The 19,680-nt window shown below is 73.6% G+C and carries 12 protein-coding genes; 7 read left to right on the top strand and 5 right to left on the bottom strand.

From position 1 onward, the window contains the following. Window positions 1-104: 104 nt before the first annotated feature. Window positions 105-1,268: an acyltransferase family protein gene (locus tag OG792_RS13725; RefSeq protein ID WP_329109893.1), complete on the bottom strand. Its 1,164-nt coding sequence runs from the start codon at window positions 1,266-1,268 to the stop codon at window positions 105-107. Between the two features lie 114 nt (window positions 1,269-1,382). Between OG792_RS13725 and OG792_RS13730 the strand changes: the two genes are divergently transcribed. The 7 genes from OG792_RS13730 to OG792_RS13760 all read left to right on the top strand — a co-directional run bounded on the left by OG792_RS13730 (window position 1,383) and on the right by OG792_RS13760 (window position 14,992). Continuing rightward, on the top strand, window positions 1,383-3,263 hold the full coding sequence (locus OG792_RS13730) for a potassium channel protein (protein WP_329109895.1): 1,881 nt from the start codon (window positions 1,383-1,385) through the stop codon (window positions 3,261-3,263). A 171-nt stretch (window positions 3,264-3,434) separates the two neighbouring features. Then, window positions 3,435-5,498: a glycerophosphodiester phosphodiesterase family protein gene (locus OG792_RS13735; protein ID WP_329109897.1), complete on the top strand. Its 2,064-nt coding sequence runs from the start codon at window positions 3,435-3,437 to the stop codon at window positions 5,496-5,498. A gap of 98 nt (window positions 5,499-5,596) precedes the next feature. Next, entirely contained in the window at window positions 5,597-7,507 is a 1,911-nt protein-coding gene (locus tag OG792_RS13740; RefSeq protein WP_329109898.1) for a glycosyltransferase, read from the top strand. A gap of 98 nt (window positions 7,508-7,605) precedes the next feature. Next, on the top strand, window positions 7,606-10,461 hold the full coding sequence (locus OG792_RS13745; protein WP_329109900.1) for a DUF5691 domain-containing protein: 2,856 nt from the start codon (window positions 7,606-7,608) through the stop codon (window positions 10,459-10,461). Continuing rightward, window positions 10,458-11,519, top strand: a complete 1,062-nt coding sequence (locus OG792_RS13750) for an ATP-binding protein (protein WP_329109901.1) — start codon at window positions 10,458-10,460, stop codon at window positions 11,517-11,519. Before OG792_RS13745 ends, OG792_RS13750 begins: the two co-directional genes overlap by 4 nt. Continuing rightward, window positions 11,512-13,830, top strand: coding sequence for a DUF5682 family protein (locus OG792_RS13755; protein ID WP_329109903.1), 2,319 nt, complete (start codon window positions 11,512-11,514; stop codon window positions 13,828-13,830). The genes OG792_RS13750 and OG792_RS13755 overlap by 8 nt, the downstream gene beginning before the upstream one ends. After that, complete coding sequence (locus OG792_RS13760; protein WP_329109905.1) at window positions 13,817-14,992, top strand: VWA domain-containing protein; 1,176 nt, start codon at window positions 13,817-13,819, stop codon at window positions 14,990-14,992. Before OG792_RS13755 ends, OG792_RS13760 begins: the two co-directional genes overlap by 14 nt. Window positions 14,993-15,202: 210 nt before the next feature. On the opposite strand, the gene lysA is transcribed toward OG792_RS13760, so the two are convergent. From lysA to OG792_RS13780, 4 genes are all read right to left on the bottom strand, one after another. Then, window positions 15,203-16,567, bottom strand: coding sequence for a diaminopimelate decarboxylase (lysA, locus tag OG792_RS13765; protein WP_329109907.1), 1,365 nt, complete (start codon window positions 16,565-16,567; stop codon window positions 15,203-15,205). Continuing rightward, the gene (locus OG792_RS13770; protein WP_329109908.1) at window positions 16,564-16,968 is read right to left on the bottom strand and encodes an Lrp/AsnC ligand binding domain-containing protein; all 405 of its coding nucleotides are present in this window, start codon (window positions 16,966-16,968) and stop codon (window positions 16,564-16,566) included. Before OG792_RS13770 ends, lysA begins: the two co-directional genes overlap by 4 nt. After that, window positions 16,965-17,090 carry a hypothetical protein gene (locus OG792_RS13775; protein WP_329109909.1) on the bottom strand — a complete coding sequence of 42 codons (126 nt, stop codon included), beginning with the start codon at window positions 17,088-17,090 and terminating at the stop codon, window positions 16,965-16,967. The genes OG792_RS13770 and OG792_RS13775 overlap by 4 nt, the downstream gene beginning before the upstream one ends. 69 nt (window positions 17,091-17,159) lie before the next feature. Next, window positions 17,160-19,457 (bottom strand): bifunctional SulP family inorganic anion transporter/carbonic anhydrase, encoded by a 2,298-nt coding sequence (locus tag OG792_RS13780; RefSeq protein ID WP_329109910.1) that lies wholly within the window; start codon window positions 19,455-19,457, stop codon window positions 17,160-17,162. Window positions 19,458-19,680 lie beyond the last annotated feature (223 nt).

Consider the following 19,680-nt stretch of genomic DNA (forward strand, 5'->3'; position numbering starts at 1 on the left):
GGCTCCACTCTCCCACCGACCGGCCGTCGCTCGCCGGACGGTGGGGCTGACCCGGCGCTCGGCCGGTGTCGGGTGGCCGGGGACGGCGAGGGTGGCCGGCTGGACTACGACGCCACCGATCGGCTCTCCGTTCGCCGACGCTGACCGGAGGCGGCGCGGTGTGTCGCCGGTCGACGAACCGTCGGGTCGCGGGGGAACAGGGTGGCCGGGCGGCGGGCGGCTAGGTCCTCGATCCAACCGAGCAGCACGACCGCCAGCGCGGTGAGGGCGAGTACGCCGGCCAACCGGACCGCGGCCTGCCAGCCCGGCTCGACCCGCCCGGTGGAGACCAGCACGGTGGCGACGAGCATCCCGACGGGCACGTGCCACAGGTAGATGGTGACGGCGCGGGCGTTGACGGCCTGGAGCATCCGGTCGAGCGGACGGATCCGGGCGAGCCAGTCGAGCCGGGGCCGGAACCGGAGGACGGTGGCGACGACGGCCATCGTCCAGAGCACGTTGCCGCTCGGAATGCGGTCCAGGTCGAACTCGCCGTCGCGCCAGGCGGCGACGACCACCCAGGCGATGCCGGAGGTCGCGAGCGCGGCGACGCCGCAGGCGTACCGGCGGGCCGCGATCCGGTGCAGCAGCCCGTCGTGGTGGGCGAATCCGAGCAACCAGCAGGGTAGGTAGCCGGCGATGAAGTAGCCGGGAACGTTCTCCCCGAAGACCTGGAAGCCGACCGACAGGCAGCAGGCGGCGGCGAGGCTGGCGTACGGCCACCGTCGGAACAGGGCCAGCAGTGCCGGCGAGAGCAGCATCAGCCAGAGGTAGGTGACGACGTACCAGAGCGTGATGTTGAACGCCCAGGACCACGCCGGGCCGCCTACCGGCGGGACCTGCACGGGGAACGCCCACAGGGTCAGGGCGGCCCAGCCGAGTGGGCCGGAGGGTACGGCGCGCCAGCCGTTCGACAGCAGCAGGACGACGGTGATCGTGCCGAAGGCCCACAGCGGGGGCAGCAGCCGGCGCAGTCGCCGCCCGACGGCGGTCGAGCCGGATCGGTCGAGCGAACTGGCCATGAGGGACCCGGCGAGGCCGAACATGAGGCCCATCGCGGGGAAGGAGACGGACACCCAGATCCAGCCGAGGGCGTGGTAGACGACGACGCGTACCAGTGCGATCGCCCGCCAGAGGTCCAGGTAGCGGCTGCGTCGGTAGCCGGGTGGATCACGGGCGATCGCCGCCGTGGGCGTGTCCCTCTCGACAATTCGGGCATTTCGTGACATAGGATGAGAACTTACTTAGTTTGTGTCCTGCCGGGTCGCACATCGCCAAGAACCGATCAGTGACGCGGCGATCGGCCGGCGCGACGGCGTGTCCGGGTTGCCTATCATCGAGCCGTGCCCGGTGACCCGCCGCCCGCTGTGCAGTCGCCCGGGTCCGGCGCGCCCATCGGCCCGACCGAGTCGACCGAGCACGGGCGGGCCGGGCACTTCGTCGTCTGGGGTGACAACCCGCTCGCCCGCCGGCTGGTCGCCGAGCTGATGGACACGTACCACGCGCCGGTCACGGTGATCGTCGGATCCATGTCGGCCGGTCAGGCACCGGACATCGCCGGGCTGCGACCCGAGGACGGCGACCCCGCGCTGCGGCCCGTGGTGGTCGTCGCGCCCCGGCTCAGCCAGGAGGTGCTCCGGCACGTCGGGGTCGACCGGGCCGCCGCGCTGGCGCTGGTCGGGCGGGACGACATCGACAACGTCGACGCGGCGATGATGGCCCGCGAGGTCAGCCCGACCGTCCGGATCGTGGTCCGGATCTTCAACCCGGTGCTCGGTGACGGCGTCGCCGCCATGCTGGGCGACTGCGACGTACTCTCCGGGTCGGAGATCGCGGCACCGGCGTTCGTCGCCGCCGCGCTCGGCGACGACACCCCACGGTACGTCCGGCTGCCGGACGAGTTGCTGATGGCGGTGAACCGGGACCGGGTGCCCGACCCGGACGACATCCTCTGCGGCCTCGCGGTCACCGGCGGAACGACCGAACCGGTCACCCTGCCGGAGCGGGACAGCGCGGCCGACCTCGTACTCGCGCGGGTCTCCGGGCCCCGGCCGCGCCCCGCCCGCCGACGCCGACGTCGGCCGTTGCGGACCACCCGGCTGCTGCTCGACCGCAAGCTGCGGCTCGCCCTCGGCTCGGTGGCCGGGCTGCTGCTCGCCGGCACGGCGACCCTCGCGATCCTGCGTGACCTCAGCTTCTGGCAGGCGGTCTACCTGACCGCCGTCACCGCCCTCGGCGGGGCCGACGCCGACCTCGCGGGCTCGGCGGCCGTACAGGCGGTGCAACTCGTCCTCGTCCTCGCCGGGGTCGCGCTGATCCCGACCGTCACCGTGCTGCTGGTCGGGCTGGTGGTCAACGTACGGCTGGCGCTCGCCGCCGGCGAACTCACCGAGCCGATCTCCGGACACGTGGTCGTCGTCGGCCTGGGCAACATCGGCACCAGGGTGATGGAGGAGCTGCACGCGCTCGGGGTGGGCGTGGTCGCGATCGACCGGGCCGCCGACGCCCGGGGTGTGCAGGTGGCCCGGGACCTCGACATCCCGGTCCTGGTCCGCAACGCCAACAGCGCCGAGACGCTGCGGGCGGCGTCGGTGCAGACCTGCCGGGCGCTGGTGGTGCTCTGCCGCGACGACGTGACGAACCTGGAGACCGCACTGCTGGCGCGCTCCGTACACCGGACGGAGCAGGACCGGGGCGGCCCGGCGGCGGATCCCGCACCGCCGCTGCGGGTGGTGCTGCGGCTGTTCGACGAGGAGTTCGCCGGCCGGATCCGGCGATCGTTCGGCATCAACATCTCGCGCAGCGTCTCCTACCTGGCCGCGCCCGCCTTCGCCGCCGCCCTGCTCGGCCGCGAGGTGATCGACACCGTCTCGGTCGGCCGGCGGGTGCTGCTGGTCGCGGAGATCCCGGTCGGTGCCGGATCCGAGCTGGAGGGCGAGTTCTGCCCCGAGGTCAGCCGGCCGCACGAGGTACGCCTGATCGCGGTGCGGACCGGTCGGGTCGGGCAGACCCTCTGGACGCTGCCGGACCGGCGGCCGCTGGTCCGCACCGACCGGCTGCTGGTGGTCGCCACCAGGGCCGGACTGGCCGCACTGCTCGCCCGGACGGCCGCCTCGCCGAACCCGCCCCCGCTGGTCGAACCGAAACCGCTCCCGCTGCTCGCCGGACCGCCCCGCGGTCGGGACGGCGAGCAGCTGTCGGCCGACGACTCCCGCTCCGGCTGACCGGCGGCCCCGGAACGCCCCTCCGGCACCTCCGGCGTCGATGCGCGGAGATGACGAAGGTGAATGTCCCATCGGTTTAACCCGGAGGTTGCCTGCCGCACGCCCCATGGTCGCCTGACCCGCCGACGATGCGCGCGGAAGCGTCCGGACGACCCGATTGGACATTCGCAGATGGCTCTCACCCGATGGCGCAGGGTCGCTGTCGCCGCGATCGCGGCGGTCACCGTCCTCGCCGGACTGCCCGCCACCGCCGGGCACGCCGACGGCCGGTCGAAGCCGGTACGACCGGACAGCTTCGACCTACAGGCCCACCGGGGCGGGCTCGGCCTGCGGGTGGAGAACAGCCTCGCGTCGTTCGGCAACGCCCTCCAACTCGGCGTGAGCACGCTCGAACTGGACGTGCAGATCACCGAGGACGGCCGGGCCGTGGTCACCCACGACCGGCGGGTGAGCGGTACCAAGTGCGTCGACACCGGGCCGGCGACCAGCGGTGACCCGGAATTCCCGTACGTCGGCAGGTTCGTCAACACGCTGACCCTGGCCCAGGTGCGTACGCTCGACTGCGGCAGCCGGACGCTGCCCGACAAGCCCGGACAGCTCGCCGTACCGGGCTCCCGGATGCCGCTGCTGAGCGAGGTCTTCGCGCTGGTCAAGCGGTACGGTGCCGACCGGGTCAAGCTCAACGTCGAGACCAAGGTGGAGGCCGGGGCACCGAGCGAGACCGCGCCCCGGGAACAGTTCGTCCGGGTCACCGTGGCCGAGATCCGGGCCGCCGGCCTGCTCGGCCAGGTCACCATCCAGAGCTTCGACTGGGGCGCGCTGCGCCTGATGCGCCGGGTCGAGCCGCGGCTGCCGCTGGTAGCGCTGACCAACTACGACTTCCTCCAGACCGGTCAACCGGGTGCCTCCCCGTGGCTCGGCGGTCTCGACATCGACGACTTCGGCGGCGACCCGATCCGGGCGATCAAGACCTTCGGCGCGACCGCGTTCTCGCCGGTGCACGGCTTCCCGCAGAACGGCAAGGTCGGCGACCCCGGCTACCGGCCGTACGTGACCGCCGAGATGGTCCGGCACGCGCACCGCAACGGCATCGCGGTGGTGCCGTGGACGGTCGACGACGTGCCGACGATGAGCAAGCTGATCGACGACGGGGTCGACGGGCTCATCACCGACTACCCCGACCTGCTGCGCGGGCTGCTGAAGCGGCGCGGCTTCGCCCTGCCCCGGCCGTACGTGGCGCCGTTCGACATCCAGGCGCACCGGGGCGGCCGGGCGGTCCGACCGGAGAACACCCTGCCCGCGTTCTCGTACGCGCTGGCGAATCCGGCGATCTCCACCCTGGAACTCGACACCGGGGTCACCCGGGACGGGGAACTCGTGGTGCTGCACGACCGTACCGTCAACGGCTCGCACTGCGTCGACACCGCCCCGGCCCGACCCGGCGACCCGCAGTTCCCGTACGTCGGCAAGCTCGTCCGGGACCTGACGCTGCGCCAGCTCAAGACCCTCGACTGCGGCACGAGGACGCTGCCGGAACTGCCCCACCAGGTGCCCGCGCCGGGAGCCCGGATCCCGACCCTGAACGAGGTCTTCGACCTGGTCCGGTCCAGCGGCCGGACCGACGTGTCGCTGAACATCGAAACGAAGATCAGCCCGCTGGTGGCCGACACCCTGGCGTACCCGGTCTTCACCACCAAGCTGGTACGCGCGATCGAACGGGCGCGGTTCGTCGACCGGGTCACCATCCAGTCCTTCGACTGGCGGACCATCACGCTGGCCCGCTCGCTCAACCGGCAGATCGAGACGGTCGCGCTGGTCTGGCAGTACGGCCCGGCCGAGTGCGCCTCGCTGGCCGACGAGTGCTCGCTGCGGGCGGACTACGACGATCCCTCGGTGAAGAGTCCGTGGACCGATGGCCTGGACTGGTGGCGCTTCCGTGACCTGGGCAAGCTGGTCCGGGCCAGCGGCGCCGGCACCGTCTCGGCGAACTGGCAGGTACACGACCCGGACCAGCCGACGGTCGTCTCGCCGGACTGGTACCTGCGCCAGGACCCGAGCTACTTCCACGGGCCGACGGTGGACGTGTTGCAGCGGCGCGACCGGTTGAAGGTGGTGCCGTACACGGTGGACGATCCGGCGCTGATGCAGCGGGCGATCGACCTGGGGGTGGACGGCATCATCACCGACGACCCGGACACGCTGATCACGGTGGCGGTGCGCAACGGTCTGCGCTGACCGTTCGCGGGCGCCGGTCGACCGGTCGGCGCCCGCGAACGGGTTCCGTCGTGCCGCGTAGAGTGGTTCGACGGTCACCGATCAAAACAGGATGAGGCATGTCGAAAGCCACAACTGGCTCGCAGCGCGTGAACCCGGCCGGTACGTGGCGGCTGGTCGACGGCCCGCCGCCGCCGCTCAGCGAACGGTTGGGCCGCCTCGTCGGCCTGCGGACACTGCGCCTGCCCGGTTCGCGTGGCGTGCTCGTTGTCGCCGGGACACCGGAACGGTTGCACGACCTGCTGCACGCCTATCCCGAGGCGCTGACGCCGACCACCCGCGCCCGGATCGTCGTTGTCTACTGGCGCTCGCCGCGCGCCGGCTGGTCCGGCCGGATCGGCCCGCTGGACCACCTGGTCCGGCACCGGGTCGCCCTGCCCCGGATGGGACGCGGCCCGGCCACCGTCCGGCTCCGCCTGCGACACCCGGCCCCGCTGCGCGACATCGTGCGCGGGGCGGTGGACGCCCTCGGCCCGACCCGCCCGCTGCCCGCACCGGTGAGCGCCAACCTGACCGGGTGGGGCGGGCTGCCGGCGTACCTGCCGGCGCAGCTCGGCGCCTCCGTCGTGGCCGGCGCGCTGCCGCTCAGCTCCGACATCCGGGCACACGACGTCGTACTGCGCCACCCGACCGTGGCCGAACCGGGCGGACCGGCGCAGGACCAGCCGTACGCGGTGGCGGTGCCGGCCGGTCGGCACGGCGTGACCGCTCCCGGCGGCGGGACCGTGCTGCTGGTGGACGCCCGCCGGATCAACCCGAAGGGGCGCCGGGCCGGCGCGTACCGGCCCGACGCACCAGGCGTCCGGCTCGAACTCGACCCGCGCGGCAACGCCCGACGGGCCCGTGGCGGGGCCGACCGGCATCCGCTGGGCGGCCCCGGACTCGACGCCGCCACCCTGGCCACCCTGCGCCAGGTCGGCGTGGTGGAGTGTCCGCCGTTGACCGACGAGCGGCCGGTCGAGACGGCGGCGCTGCTGGTCCAGTTGGCGATGACCGGCGCGGTGCTGCGGATACCGGCACTGCCGCCCCGGGTCGCCGAACTGATCCGGCCCGAGCTGCGGGACCTGCTGACCCGCCCGCTGCCGGCCGGCGACCCGCTGGCGCTGGAGGCGCGCAGCGTACGTCAGCGCCGGGCCGCGCTGCGCGGCCACGCCGCCGGCTTCGCGCTGCCGCAGGTGACCGCGGACGCCCTGCCGGAACTGGCGCGCCCGCCGTCGGTCAGCGCGATCCTGGCCACCCGCCGGGCCGAGATGCTGGCCGGGGCGGTGCGGGCGATCGTCGACCAGACCTACCCGGAGCTGGAACTCGTCCTCTGCCTGCACGGCATCGACCTGCCGGCCGAGGTGGCGGCACTGCTCGCCGAATCCGGTCGGCCGTACGAGATCGTCCGGGTGCCGGCCGGCACCGGGTTCGGTGCCGCGCTCGGCGAGGCGACCCGGCGGGCCCGGGGCAGCCTGGTGACCAAGTTCGACGACGACGACAGTTACGGCGTCGAGCACGTCTGGGACCTGGTGCTGGCCCGGCACTACTCCGGGGCCACCCTGGTCGGCAAGGGTGCCGAGTTCGTCTTCCTGGAAACGCTCGGCACCACCGTACGGCGTCCGTCCGGCGCACCCGAGTCCGACGGCGAGGTGGTCGCCGGTGGCACCATGCTGCTGGCCAAGGGGGACCTCGAAGCGGTCGGCGGCTGGCGACCGGTGCCCCGGTCGGTCGACTACGGCGTGCTCGACCGGCTCCGCCGCGACGGCGCGGCGATCTACCGGACCCACCCGTTCGGCTACGTCTACCACCGCCGCGAGTCCGGCCACACCTGGGATCCGGGGCAGCAGTACTTCCTCGACACCGCGTTCGCCCGCTGGCCGGACATCCCGGCCGAGGCGTTCGCCAACCCGGAGCCGACCGGCACCGGAACGGCGTCGGATCCACGGTCCTCCGTACCCTCCTCCGATGCCGTCCACAGTGGAGCCTGAGCGCCCCGACCAGGGCCGGCGCCACGAGCTGAACGGCCGGTGAACAGGCCCGCCGGTACGTCCGCGGAAGTGTCGGACCGGCTCTCTAGAGTGCCGCTGTGCCAATCGAACCGTGGTCCAACGCACAGGTGCTCGCGCTGGCTCCCGACGCCAGTTCCGCCAAGGGGGCGCGCAGTGTCAGCGGTGCGGCGAAGTGGGTCGCCACCGGCCTGGACGGTGACGTGCTGTGGGGGTTGTGCCGGGGCAGCGGCAGCAATCCGTACCAGGCGTGCGTCGACCTGACCGAGCCCGCGTACCGGTGCTCCTGCCCGAGCCGCAAGTTTCCCTGCAAGCACGCGCTCGGCCTGCTGCTGCTCTGGTCCGGCGGCGGGGTGACCGAACAGGCCGCGCCCGACTGGGTGACGGAATGGCAGGCCCGGCGCTCGGCTCGGGCCGAGACCACGGCCGCCAAGCGGGCGCAGGCCGGCCCGGTCGACGAGGCCGCCGCGCAGAAACGGGCCGGACAGCGGGCCGACCGGGTCGCCACCGGGCTGGTCGAGCTGGACCGGTGGGTGACCGACCAGGTGAGCCAGGGGCTCGCCGGTGCCCAACGGAGCGGATCCGCCCCGTTCGCGGCGATGGCGGCCCGGCTGGTGGACGCGCAGGCCCCGACCGCGGCCGGCACCGTACGGCGGCTCGGTGAGGTCGTCGGCATCGGCCCGGACTGGGCTGACCGGCTCCTCGGCGAACTGGCCCTGCTCCGCCTGCTGGTCGCCGGCTACACCCGGATCGATGACCTGCCGGCGGATCTCGCCGCCACCGTCCGCGCCCGGATCGGCATCCCGGTGTCGACCGAGGACGTGCTCGCCGGCCCGACGCAACGCGACCACTGGCTGGTGCTCGGCCAGGTTGATCTGCCCGACGAACGGCTCGTCGCCCGCCGAACCTGGCTCCACGGCACCACAACCGGGCGGTACGCCCTGCTGCTGGCGTTCGCCGCACCCGGTCAGGCCCTGCCGGCGGACGTCGTACCGGGCACCGTGCTCGACGCCGACCTGTGCTGGTATCCGGGCGCGTTCGCGCAACGGGCGCTGCTGGCCCGACGACACGGCACCCGACCGGCCGGGCCACCGACCGGGGCGATGCCGGTCCGGGCGGCGCTGGCCGGCTGGACCGCCGCCCTCGCCGCCGAGCCGTGGTGCGAGCAGGTGGGCATGCTGCTGGCCGACGTGGTGCCGACCGGCGACGGGTACCTGGTCGACGCGGCCGGTGACGCGGTGGCGCTGCGCCCCGGCGAAGACCCGCCGTGGTGGTTGCTGGCCGCCGCCGGTGGACGACCCGTCCCGGTGGCCGGCGAATACTCCGCCGCCGGGTTCCGCCCGCTGGCCGCCTGGCCCGACGGGGAATACCTGCCCGCCCCGGCCCGTACCGGCGGTGACCGCCGGCCCGCGTTGCTCCCGCCGGACCTGGTCTCGGCCGCGCTGATCGGCACCGACCGCCGGCCGTTCACCGCCGCCACGGTCGACCTCGACGGGCGTGCGCTGCCGGTGGTTCCCGGCGGGGAGCCGGCGACGTCCCTGCTGGACACCGCCGCGGTCGCCTGGACCTACCGCCGGGCCGGGGTCACCGCCGAGGTGGGGCGCCCACCGGTCGACGCCGCGCCGGGGGAGAGCCGCCGCACCGTCCCCGCCCCGGCCGCCCGCCGGCTCGCCTCGCTGCTGGCCGGCGGCGGGCCCGGCGGCAGCGATCTGGCCCACCGACTGCTCGGCGGATGGCTGCACACCGCCGCCGAACGCGGCTACCTCGCCCCGGCGCACACCCTGCCGGCGCTGCTGGACAACGGTCGGCGCAGCAGCGCGCTGCGGCCCGCACTCGCCGCCGTCGCCGGTCGACGGGGCGGCTGGCTCGCCGCCCGCAACGCCGACTGGGGTTACCTCCGCAGCGAGGCCACCGCCGATCCGGACCCGGCCGACTGGGCCACCGGCACACCCGGTGAACGCCTCGCCCACCTGGTCGCGCTCCGGGGCGTCGACCCGGCCGCCGGCCTCGACCTGCTCGCCCCGGTCTTCGACGACGAGGCACCGGAGGACCGGGCCCGCTTCGTCGGCGCCCTCGCCACCGGTCTGTCGCAGCGGGACGAACCCCTGCTCGAACGGGCCCTCGACGACCGCCGCAAGGAGGTACGCGAGGCCGCCGCCCGGCTGCTCGGCGGGCTGGCCGGCTCGGCGCTGCGGCAGCGGATGGCCGCCCGCGCGCTCACCTACGTCCGGCTCGACCAGGGGCGGTTGGTGGTCACCCCGCCGGCCGAGTGCGATACCGGGATGCGCCGCGACGGCGTACCGGCCAAGGCACCGCGGGGGATCGGCACCGGGGCCTGGCTGCTGGGCGAGGTGGTCGCGCGTACGCCGCTGGAAACCTGGTCCACCGCGTTCGGGCGACCGGCCGACGGGGTGCTGGCCCTGCCGGTGGCCGACGACTGGGGTCCGGTGCTGCACAAGGGACTGGCCCGAGCGGCGGTGCTGCAACGGGACCCGGTCTGGGTGACCCTGCTCGCCGACGAGATGTCCCGACCGGTGAACAGGGACCTCGACCCGTACGACGAGCGGTTGATTGCGCAGTTGTACGAGGCGCTGTCCCCGGCCGACCTGGCCGGGTACGCGGCGGCCGGGTTGCGCCGGGATCCGGGCCGGGCGCTGCGGCTGGTCGAACTGCATCCCGGCCCGTGGCCCGAGCCGCTGGCCGACGCGGTGCTCGACGCGATCGCCGTCCTGGCCAGCGGCGAGCGGACCGCCTGGCAGACCAACGAGCTGTGCCGGATCGCCGCGACCGCGATGCCACCGGCCTACGCCGCCCGGGTGGCCGAACTGGCCGACACGATCCAGCGGGACAACCCCGACACCCGGCACGGCGGGACCATCAGCCGGCTCGCCACCACCCTGACCTTCCGTCACGAGATGTACGAGGAGCTGCGATGACCGCCCTGCGCCCGCACGCCGAGCAACTGTTCGCCGAGGAACTGGCGGCGCTCGCCACGGCCGACGACCGACCCCGGCCGCCCGGCTGGCGGCTCTCGCCGCAGGCGGTGGTGACCTACCTGCTCGGCGATGGCGCCAAGATCACCCCGAAGTACGTCGGCCCGCGCCGGCTGATGGAGGTCGCGGTGGCGACCCTGGCCACCGACCGGGCACTGCTCCTGCTCGGTGTGCCCGGCACCGCCAAGACCTGGGTCTCCGAACACCTCGCGGCGGCCATCTCCGGCGACTCCACCCTGCTGGTCCAGGGCACCGCCGGCACCGCCGAGGAGGCCATCCGGTACGGCTGGAACTACGCCCGCCTGCTCAGTGAGGGCCCGTCCCCGGCGGCCCTGGTGCCGAGTCCGGTGCTGCGGGCGATGGAGACCGGTGCCATCGCCCGGGTGGAGGAGCTGACCCGGGTCCCGTCCGACGTGCAGGACACGCTGATCACCATCCTGTCGGAGAAGACCCTGCCGGTGCCGGAACTGGCCAGCGAGGTGCAGGCGGTCAAGGGTTTCAACATCATCGCCACCGCCAACGACCGGGACCGGGGCGTCAACGAACTCTCCAGCGCGCTGCGCCGCCGCTTCAACACCGTCGTCCTGCCGGTGCCCGCCTCCGCCGACGAGGAGGTCGACATCGTCGCCCGCCGGGTGGCGCAGCTCGGCCGTTCGCTCGAACTGCCCGAGGTGCCGCCCGCGCTGGAGGAGATCCGCCGGGTGGTCACGGTCTTCCGCGAGCTGCGCAGCGGCCTCACCGAGGACGGCCGGACCAAGGTGAAGTCGCCCACCGGCACCCTGTCCACCGCCGAGGCGATCTCCGTGGTCACCAACGGCTGGGCACTCGCCGCCCACTTCGGCGACGGGGTGCTCCGCCCCGGCGACGTGGCCGCCGGCATCCTCGGCGCGGTGGTCAAGGACCCGAGCAGCGACCCGGTGGTCTGGCGCGAATACCTGGAGACCGTGGTCCGCGAACGCGAGGGCTGGACCGCCTTCTACCGCGCCGCCCGCGATGCCTGAGCGCTTCTACGGGGTACGCCACCACGGTCCCGGATCCGCTCGGGCGGTGCTGGCGGCGCTGGCCGAACAGCGCCCCGACCTGCTGCTGATCGAGGGCCCGCCGGAGGCCGACGAGCTGGTCCGGTGGGTCGCCGACGAGGGGCTGGAGCCACCGGTGGCGTTGCTCGGCTACGCCGCCGACGACCCGCGCCGGGCGGCGTACTGGCCGTTCGCCGTCTTCTCCCCGGAATGGCAGGCGATCCGCTGGGCGGCGGAGCACGGCGTGCCGGTGCGCTTCTTCGACCTGCCGTACGCGTACCGGCTCGGTGCCACCGCCGGGACGGACGAGCCGGGCACCGACGGCGACACCGGGGTCGACGGGCCGTTGGCCGACGAGACCGACGGCGGGAGCGACGCCGGGACCGGGTCGGGTGAACCGGAGCAGCCGGTCCGGCCGGTCGACCCGATCGGCGAGCTTGCCGCCGCGGCCGGCTACGACGACCCCGAGCGCTGGTGGGAGGACGTGGTCGAGCACCGGGGCGCACCGGCCTTCGAGGCGATCGGGGAGGCGATGGCCGCGATTCGGGCCGAGTCCCCGGAGGACCCGGACGACCTGCTCCGCGAGGCGTACATGCGTGGGGTGTTGCGCGAGGCCCGGAAGAGTCACCGGAACCTCGCCGTCGTCTGCGGCGCGTGGCACGTGCCGGCGCTCACCGCCAGCGTGCCGGCCAGCCACGACACCGCCCTGCTCAAGGGGCGGCGCAAAACGAGGGTCACCTTCACCTGGGTGCCGTGGACCTACGGCCGGCTGGCCTCCTGGCAGGGCTACGGCGCCGGCGTGACCTCCCCCGGCTGGTACCACCACCTGTTCACCACCACCGACGAGGTGGTGCCGCGCTGGCTCGTCGCCGCCGCCGGGGTGCTGCGCGCCGAGGGGGTGCCGACCTCGTCCGCGCACGTCATCGAGGCGGTCCGGCTGGCAGAGGCCCTGGCCACCATCCGGGGCCGGCCGCTGGCCGGGCTGGCCGAATTGACCGAGGCGACCCGCGCGGTCATCTGCGAGGGCGACGACCTGCGGCTGAACCTGGTCGACCGGCAGCTCGTGGTCGGCGAACGGCTCGGGGCGGTGCCCGACGACATGCCGGCGGTACCGCTCGCCCGCGACCTGGCCGCCCAACAGCGCACCCTCCGCCTCAAGCCGGAGGCGCTCGACCGGGAACTCGACCTCGACCTGCGCAAGGAGACCGACCTGGGGCGCAGCCGACTGCTGCACCGGCTCCGGCTGCTCGGCATACCGTGGGGCGAATCAACCCGTGGCCGGCAGGGCAAGGGCACCTTCCGGGAGAGCTGGCGGCTGCGCTGGTCGCCCGAGTTCGCGATCGCCGTGGTCGAGGCCGGGACGCACGGCACCACCGTACGGAGCGCCGCCACCGCGAAGATCACCGGTGCCGCCCGCGACGCGGAGGTACTCGCCGAGGTTACCCCGCTGGTGGAGAGCTGCCTGCTGGCCGACCTCACCGACGCGTACCCGGCGGTGCTGCGGGCACTGCACCAGCGGGCCGCTCTCGACGCCGACGTGACCCGACTGATGGCGGCGGTGCCGGCGCTGGCCCGTACGCTGCGCTACGGCGACGTCCGGGGAACCGAACTAGGCCCCCTGCGTACGGTGACCGCGAGCCTGCTGGTCCGGATCTGCGTCGGTCTGCCACCGGCGGTGCGCTCGCTCTCCGACGACGCCGCCCGGACGATGCGCGAGCACGTCGACGCCGTGCACGCCGCGATCGGACTGCTCGACGAGCCCGACCTGCGGGGCCGTTGGCTCGACACCCTGGCCGATCTCGCCGCCCGCGACACCGAGGCGCACGCCGGCCCGGAGCAGGCCGTCCACGGTCTGGTGGTCGGTCGGCTGACCCGGATCCTGCACGACGCGCAGCGGCTCGACGCCGCCGAGACCCGGCGGCGGATGGGCCTGGTGCTCACCCCCGGCACCCCACCGGCGCAGGCGGCCCAGTGGATCGAGGGTTTCCTCGCCGGTGGCGGGCTGCTCTTCGTGCACGACACGGCCCTGCTCGCCCTGGTCGACGAGTGGTTGACCGACATCGACCCGGAGGCGTTCACCGACGTGCTGCCGCTGCTGCGGCGTACCTTCGGCGCGTTCGCCCCGCCCGAGCGACGGGCCATCGGCGAGCGGGTACGCGGCGACCGGTCCGACGCCGGTACGCCGGCCGGCGTACGGCCGATCGACCATGACCGGGCCGCCCTGGTCCTGCCCACCCTGGCCGCCCTGCTCGGTCACCAGACGCTGTTGGGGGATGTCCGTGGACCCGAATGAGGAACGGTTGCGCCGGTGGCGGTTGGTGCTCGGTGGGGCGGCCGATCCGTCCTGCGGGCAACCGTCCGGAAGCGACGCCGGGATGGACGCCGCGCTGGCCGCGCTCTACGACAGTGACGGCCCCGACGGCGAAGGGACCGACGGCGGGCGCTCCCGGCAGCGGTCGGCCGGGCTGTCCGCCTCGGCGCCCCGGGTCGCCCGCTGGCTGGGTGACATCCGGGAGTACTTCCCCAGCACGGTGGTGCAGGTGATGCAGGCCGACGCGATCGACCGGCTCAACCTCACCAGCCTGCTGCTCGAACCGGAGATGCTGACCGCGGTCGAGCCCGACGTGCACCTGGTCGGCACGCTGCTCTCGCTGAACCGGGTGATGCCCGACAAAACCAAGGACCTGGCCCGCCAGGTGGTCCGCCGGGTGGTCGAGGAGTTGGAACGGCGGGTCGCGCAGCGCACCGTGGCGGCGGTGGCCGGCGCGCTGAACCGGGCCACCCGGATCAACCGGCCCCGGCACGCCGACATCGACTGGGACCGCACCATCCGGGCGAACCTGAAGCACTACCAGCCCGAGTACCGCACCATCGTGCCCGAGCGGCTGATCGGGTACGGCCGGCGTACCTCGGCGGTGCAGCGGGACGTCTTCCTCTGCGTCGACCAGTCCGGCTCGATGGCGGCGTCGGTGGTCTACTCCGGCATCTTCTCCGCCGTGCTCGCCTCCATGCGGTCCCTGCGTACCTCGCTGGTGGTCTTCGACACCGCCGTCGTCGACCTCACCGAGCAGCTCAGCGACCCGGTGGAGGTGCTGTTCGGCACCCAACTCGGCGGCGGCACCGACATCAACCGGGCGATCGGCTACTGCCAGGGCCTGATCACCCGTCCCCGGGACAGCATCTTCGTGCTGATCAGCGACCTGTACGAGGGCGGTGTGCGGGCCGAGATGCTACGTCGGGTGGCGGCGATGGTCGAGGCCGGCGTGCAGGTGGTGGTGCTGCTGGCACTCTCCGACGAGGGCGCCCCGGCGTACGACCACGAGAACGCGGCGGCGCTCGCCGCGCTCGGCGTACCGGCGTTCGCGTGCACCCCGGACGCCTTCCCGGACCTGATGGCGGCGGCGATCGAGCGGCGCGACCTGCGCGCCTTCGCGGAACGCTTCGCCGGCCGCTGAACGGCTGACCGGTGAACCGGCTGGCGACGCTCCGGGACGGACCGGAGCGCCGCCCCGACACCGGCTGATTGTCGTCCCCGCCGCCCCGGACGGCGCGACGATCTTGCACTTGTGGTGGCGCACAAATCCGGATGAGAGCCCTAATCCGGGCACCACAAGTGCAAGATCGTCGAGGGAATCGGTGGAGCAGGCAGCGGCGGAAGGTAGGAATTACTCCTCTATGTCGGGATCGAGGTCGCGGGCGAGTACGTCGTTTAACGTCTCGGCGCGTACCAGCAGCCGGGCCCGGCCGTTGTCGACGGCGACCAGCGGCGGCCGGGGCACCAGGTTGTAGTTCGAGGCCAGGCTGAGCTGGTACGCCCCGGAGCAGGGCACCGCGAGCAGGTCGCCGGGTCGCAGGTCGCCCGGCAGCGGCGCGTCCCGGACGAGTACGTCCCCGGACTCGTCGTGCCGCCCGACGACCGTGGTCCGCTGGTCCCCGGCATGGCTGAGCCGGCCGAGCAGGACGGCGGTGTACCGGGCGCCGTACAGGGCCGGGCGCGGGTTGTCGCTCAGCCCGCCGTCGACCGCGACGAGCTGGTGCCCGTCCGGGTCGCGGCGTACGGCGAGCACCCGGTAGAGCGCCACGCCGGCCCGCGCCACGATGGCCCGACCGGGCGCCACCGCCAGCCTCGGCACCGGCAGGTCGTGCTCGTCGCAGGCGACCCGGAGCACCTTGCGGGCGCGGGAGGCGAACGCGTCGAGGGCGAACTGCCCGTCGGTGTCGGTGCCGGGAACGGCGTGCCCGCCACCGATGTTGATCTCGGTGAGCCGGGTGCCGTGCCGCTGCGCCAGGGCCGCCATGGTGGCCACCAGGTGGCTGATCGCCCGCTCGTAGCCGCCGAAGCGGGAGGTCCGCGAGCCGAGGTAGAAGTCCAGGCCGACCAGCTCCAGCATCGGCTGGTCGGTGATCCGGCGGACCATCTCGTCCAGGGTGGTGCCGGCGGCCGGTACCCCGAACCGGTCCGCGACCGGCGCGGCGGGCAGCATCGACATGGTGTCGACCCGGCCGGCGTCCCAGTCGGGCAGCACCCGCAGCAGCACCCGTTGCCGGCGGCGCAGCAGCGCGGCCAGCCGGGGTATCTCGGAGCCGGACTCGATAACGATCGTGCCGACGCCGTGGTCCAGCGCGGCGGCCAGGTCGGTGGGACTCTTGGCGTCGCCCTGGAGCACTATCCGGTCGGCGGGAAAGCCGACGGCGGCGGCGGTGGCGAGCTGCCCGGCCGACTGCACGCCGAGGGACAGGCCCTCGTCGGCGATCCACCGCAGCACACCCCGGCAGGTCAGCGCCTTTGCCGCGTACACGACGTCGCCGGGTCCGAAGGCGCGGGCGTACTCCCGGCAGCGTCGGCGTACGTCCGCCTCGTCCAGCACGTACGCCGGGGTGCCGAACCGTGCGGCGAGTTCGCCGAGCCGTACCCCGCCGACCGAGATCTCGCCGTGCTCGTCGCGGCGGGCGGTCGCCGGCCACACGTCGCCGTGCAGGTGGGCGGGGAGTGACGTACGCAGCGATGGGATGAGTTCGGCCAGGGTCATGACGGGTCGCCTTCGGGGTCGGCGGGCGCCCGCTCGGGGATGTCGAGCGGGCGGAGCAGCAGGTGGGTGACGGTTTCCGTGGCGCCGCCGCGCAGCCGCAGGTCGGCGACGGCGATGTTCAGCTCGGTGAGGCTGGTACAGGACAGCCGCACCATCAGGTCGATGTCGGCGGCGACCCACCACGCGGCGACCACCCGGGGGTCGGTGCGCAGATGCCGGGCGAACCGGCCGCCGACGGTGCTGGCGGCCAGCCGTACGCAGACCAGCGCCTCGATCCGGGTCGGCGTCCGCGCGAGCAGCTCGTCCGGGCGTGGCCGGGCGTCGGCGGTACGGCGGGGCAGGGCCGGGCTGTGCATGTGCCGATCGTGGCGCTCCGCCGCCCGACCGACCCGGATCTTCACGCGTTCACCACGCCCGGCCCGGCTATCCCGACGCCTTCTTGACGCCGCCGTGGCACCGGCATCGGCATCAGCACCGGCATCGGCATCGGCATCGGCATCGGCATCAGCATCAGCACCGGCACCGGCAATCGCACCGGCTCCGGTGGCGGGGGAGGCCGCTACCGGGCCGGACCGCCGTGCGTGTCGGTGTGCTACAGCGGCAGCGGCCGCCGGGCACCATTGCCGGCGTCCACCAGGTACATCCGTGCCTCGTGCAGGTCGAAGTAGAGTCCGACCAGGGTCAGTTGCTCGGCCTCCAGGCGTCGTCGGACACTCGGATAGGTCCGCAGGTTGGCGAGCTGCTGGGCGACGTTGGCCAGGGCCTGGCGTTCCAGTGCGGCCGGGTTGTCGGCCGGCCCGGCCGGGTCCCTGGGCGGTGGCGCCACCGGGCCGCGCCGGTCGTCGCGTCGCCCGCCGAGGCGTACGTGGCTGAGCCAGGAGCCGAGGTGCGACTCCCGGGCGACACCGCCGCGCAGGACCGCCCGCATCGCCCCGCAGTCGGAGTGCCCGCAGACGGTGATGGTGGACACCTGGAGCACGTCGGTGGCGTACTCGATGGCGGCGCCGACGCTGTGGTCGCCGGGGGTGCCGTGCCGGGGCACGATGTTGCCGATGTTGCGCAGGCAGAACAGGTCGCCGGGTCCGCTCGCGGTGACCAGGTTGGGGACCAGCCGGGAGTCGGCGCAGGTGATGAAGAGTTCGCTCGGGCGTTGTCCGTCGCGGGCCAGCTCGGTCAGGTAGGGCCGGACCAGCGGGGCGACCCGCCGCTCGAACTCCCGCACGCCCACCAGCATGTTGTCGCCGATCTCACCGGTCGTCTGGGCGACCGGCGGGTCGGACGTGTCGGCCGTCGGCTGCCCGGTGTCGGACCGGGTGGGCGGTGCCGTGCCGGTTTGCCAGTGTGACCACGGGGCGAGCCAGCGCGGCAGGCGCTCGGGCAGGGTCTTGCGGTTGCCGAGGCGATCGCGGACGGCTCGGTCGAACCAGCCGTCCGGCGCCTCCTCCACCCGTACCTGACCGCCGTTGCGCTCGTAGCCGGCCCGCCAGTGCTGGATCACCGCGAAGGCGGCGTGGTCGAGGAAGTCCAGGCGCAGTTCCAGCTGGACGCGGGCGCCGGGCGGCAGCCGCCGCAGTTCCTGGTTGAGCCGTCCGGCGCCGAGGAAGAGCAGGGTGCCGGTGATCTGCACGAGCCACTCGTCGGGGCCGCGCCGGTCGACGTCGATCCGCCAGTGGGTGAGTCGGTACAGCGCCGCGACCAGGGCTACCGCCATGCCGAGCAGCACGCCGGTGACCAGGTCGAGGAAGACCACCCCGGCGACCGTCACCGCGTACGCGGGAAACTCCCGGTGCCGCATCAGGTCGCGTACGTGCGCGACACTGATCAGCCGCAGGCCGACGATCACCAGCACCCCGGCGAGCGCGGACATCGGGATCAGTTCGAGCACGCTGGCCAACAGCAGGGCGAAGACGGCGATCCACAGTCCGTGCATGATCGCCGAGGCGCGGGTGCGGGCCCCGGCCTCCACGTTCGCCGAACTGCGGACGATCACGCCGGTGACGGGCAGGCCGCCGAGCGCGCCGGAGGCGGAGTTCGCGACGCCCTGGGCGATCAGCTCGCGGTCCAGCCTGGCCCGTGGACCGTCGTGCAGCCGGTCCACCGCGACCGCGGAGAGCAGGGACTCCACGCTGGCGACCACGGCGAGCAGGAGCACCCCGGAGAGCACGTCGGTCAGCGCCGCGTCCGGCCACCGGGGCAGGGTCAGGTAGCTGAGCGGGTCGTCGGGCAGGGACACCCGGGACAGGTCGAGATCGAGTCCGCTCGACATGGCGGTGGCCACCGTGATGGCGACCAGCGGCGCCGGGAGGTACGACACGCGTACCAGCCGGGGCCAGACGAGCAGTACGGCGACGGTGACCACACCGACCAGCACCGCGGCGTCGTGGTAGCCGACGAGCTGGGCCGGCAGTTCGCGCAGGTTCTCCCAGACCGATCGCTGTGGCGCACCGCCGAGCACCACGTGCAGTTGACTGAGGGCGATCACGATGCCGATGCCGGCGAGCATGCCGTGCACCACGGCGGGGGAGAGCATCAGCGCGGCCCGGCCGAACCGGCTGAGTCCGAGCACTATCTGGAGCAGGCCGGCGAGGGTGACCATGGTGGCGGTGGCCGTCCAGCCGTGCCGGATCACCAGGTCGGCCACGATCACCGAGAGCCCGGCGGCCGGTCCGCTGACCAGCAGTGGTGCGCCGCCGATGGCGCCGACCACTATCCCGCCGACCACCGCGGCGATGATGCCGGCGAGCAGCGGGGCACCGGAGGCCGCGGCGATGCCGAGGGAGAGCGGGACCGCGACGAGGAAGACGACGAACGATGCGGGTAGGTCGTGGCGGAGCAGCGTACGCCGCCACCGGGTCGCCCGGCTTCCCTTCGATGGATCCGGGACGGGCATGGAGGCTGCGCTCTGCGGTTGCCCGGTATCCACCATTTTATCCTCCGGGTCGTGACAAGGCTCGGACAGGATTATGACAAAAATAAGAACGAATGCCGTGTATGGGTGTTCATGCCGCTCATCGGGCACATTACCGTCTGGACTTGATCGATAACACCCTGCTGTTTTCCGAGGCGTACGGAGATCGAAAGTCGCTGACCTGTGCGTTGAGTGGTGAAAGCGA

It is taken from the genome of Micromonospora sp. NBC_01699 (genome assembly GCF_036250065.1).
Classification (GTDB): domain Bacteria; phylum Actinomycetota; class Actinomycetes; order Mycobacteriales; family Micromonosporaceae; genus Micromonospora_G.

What these genes read in the sequence shown, in the direction of transcription:
- OG792_RS13780 (WP_329109910.1), bottom strand. Translation starts at nt 19,457, where the DNA reads ATGCCCGTCCCGGATCCATCGAAGGGAAGCCGGGCGACCCGGTGGCGG.
- OG792_RS13750 (WP_329109901.1), top strand. Translation starts at nt 10,458, where the DNA reads ATGACCGCCCTGCGCCCGCACGCCGAGCAACTGTTCGCCGAGGAACTG.
- OG792_RS13725 (WP_329109893.1), bottom strand. Translation starts at nt 1,268, where the DNA reads ATGTCACGAAATGCCCGAATTGTCGAGAGGGACACGCCCACGGCGGCG.
- OG792_RS13740 (WP_329109898.1), top strand. Translation starts at nt 5,597, where the DNA reads ATGTCGAAAGCCACAACTGGCTCGCAGCGCGTGAACCCGGCCGGTACG.
- OG792_RS13755 (WP_329109903.1), top strand. Translation starts at nt 11,512, where the DNA reads ATGCCTGAGCGCTTCTACGGGGTACGCCACCACGGTCCCGGATCCGCT.
- OG792_RS13735 (WP_329109897.1), top strand. Translation starts at nt 3,435, where the DNA reads ATGGCTCTCACCCGATGGCGCAGGGTCGCTGTCGCCGCGATCGCGGCG.
- lysA (WP_329109907.1), bottom strand. Translation starts at nt 16,567, where the DNA reads ATGACCCTGGCCGAACTCATCCCATCGCTGCGTACGTCACTCCCCGCC.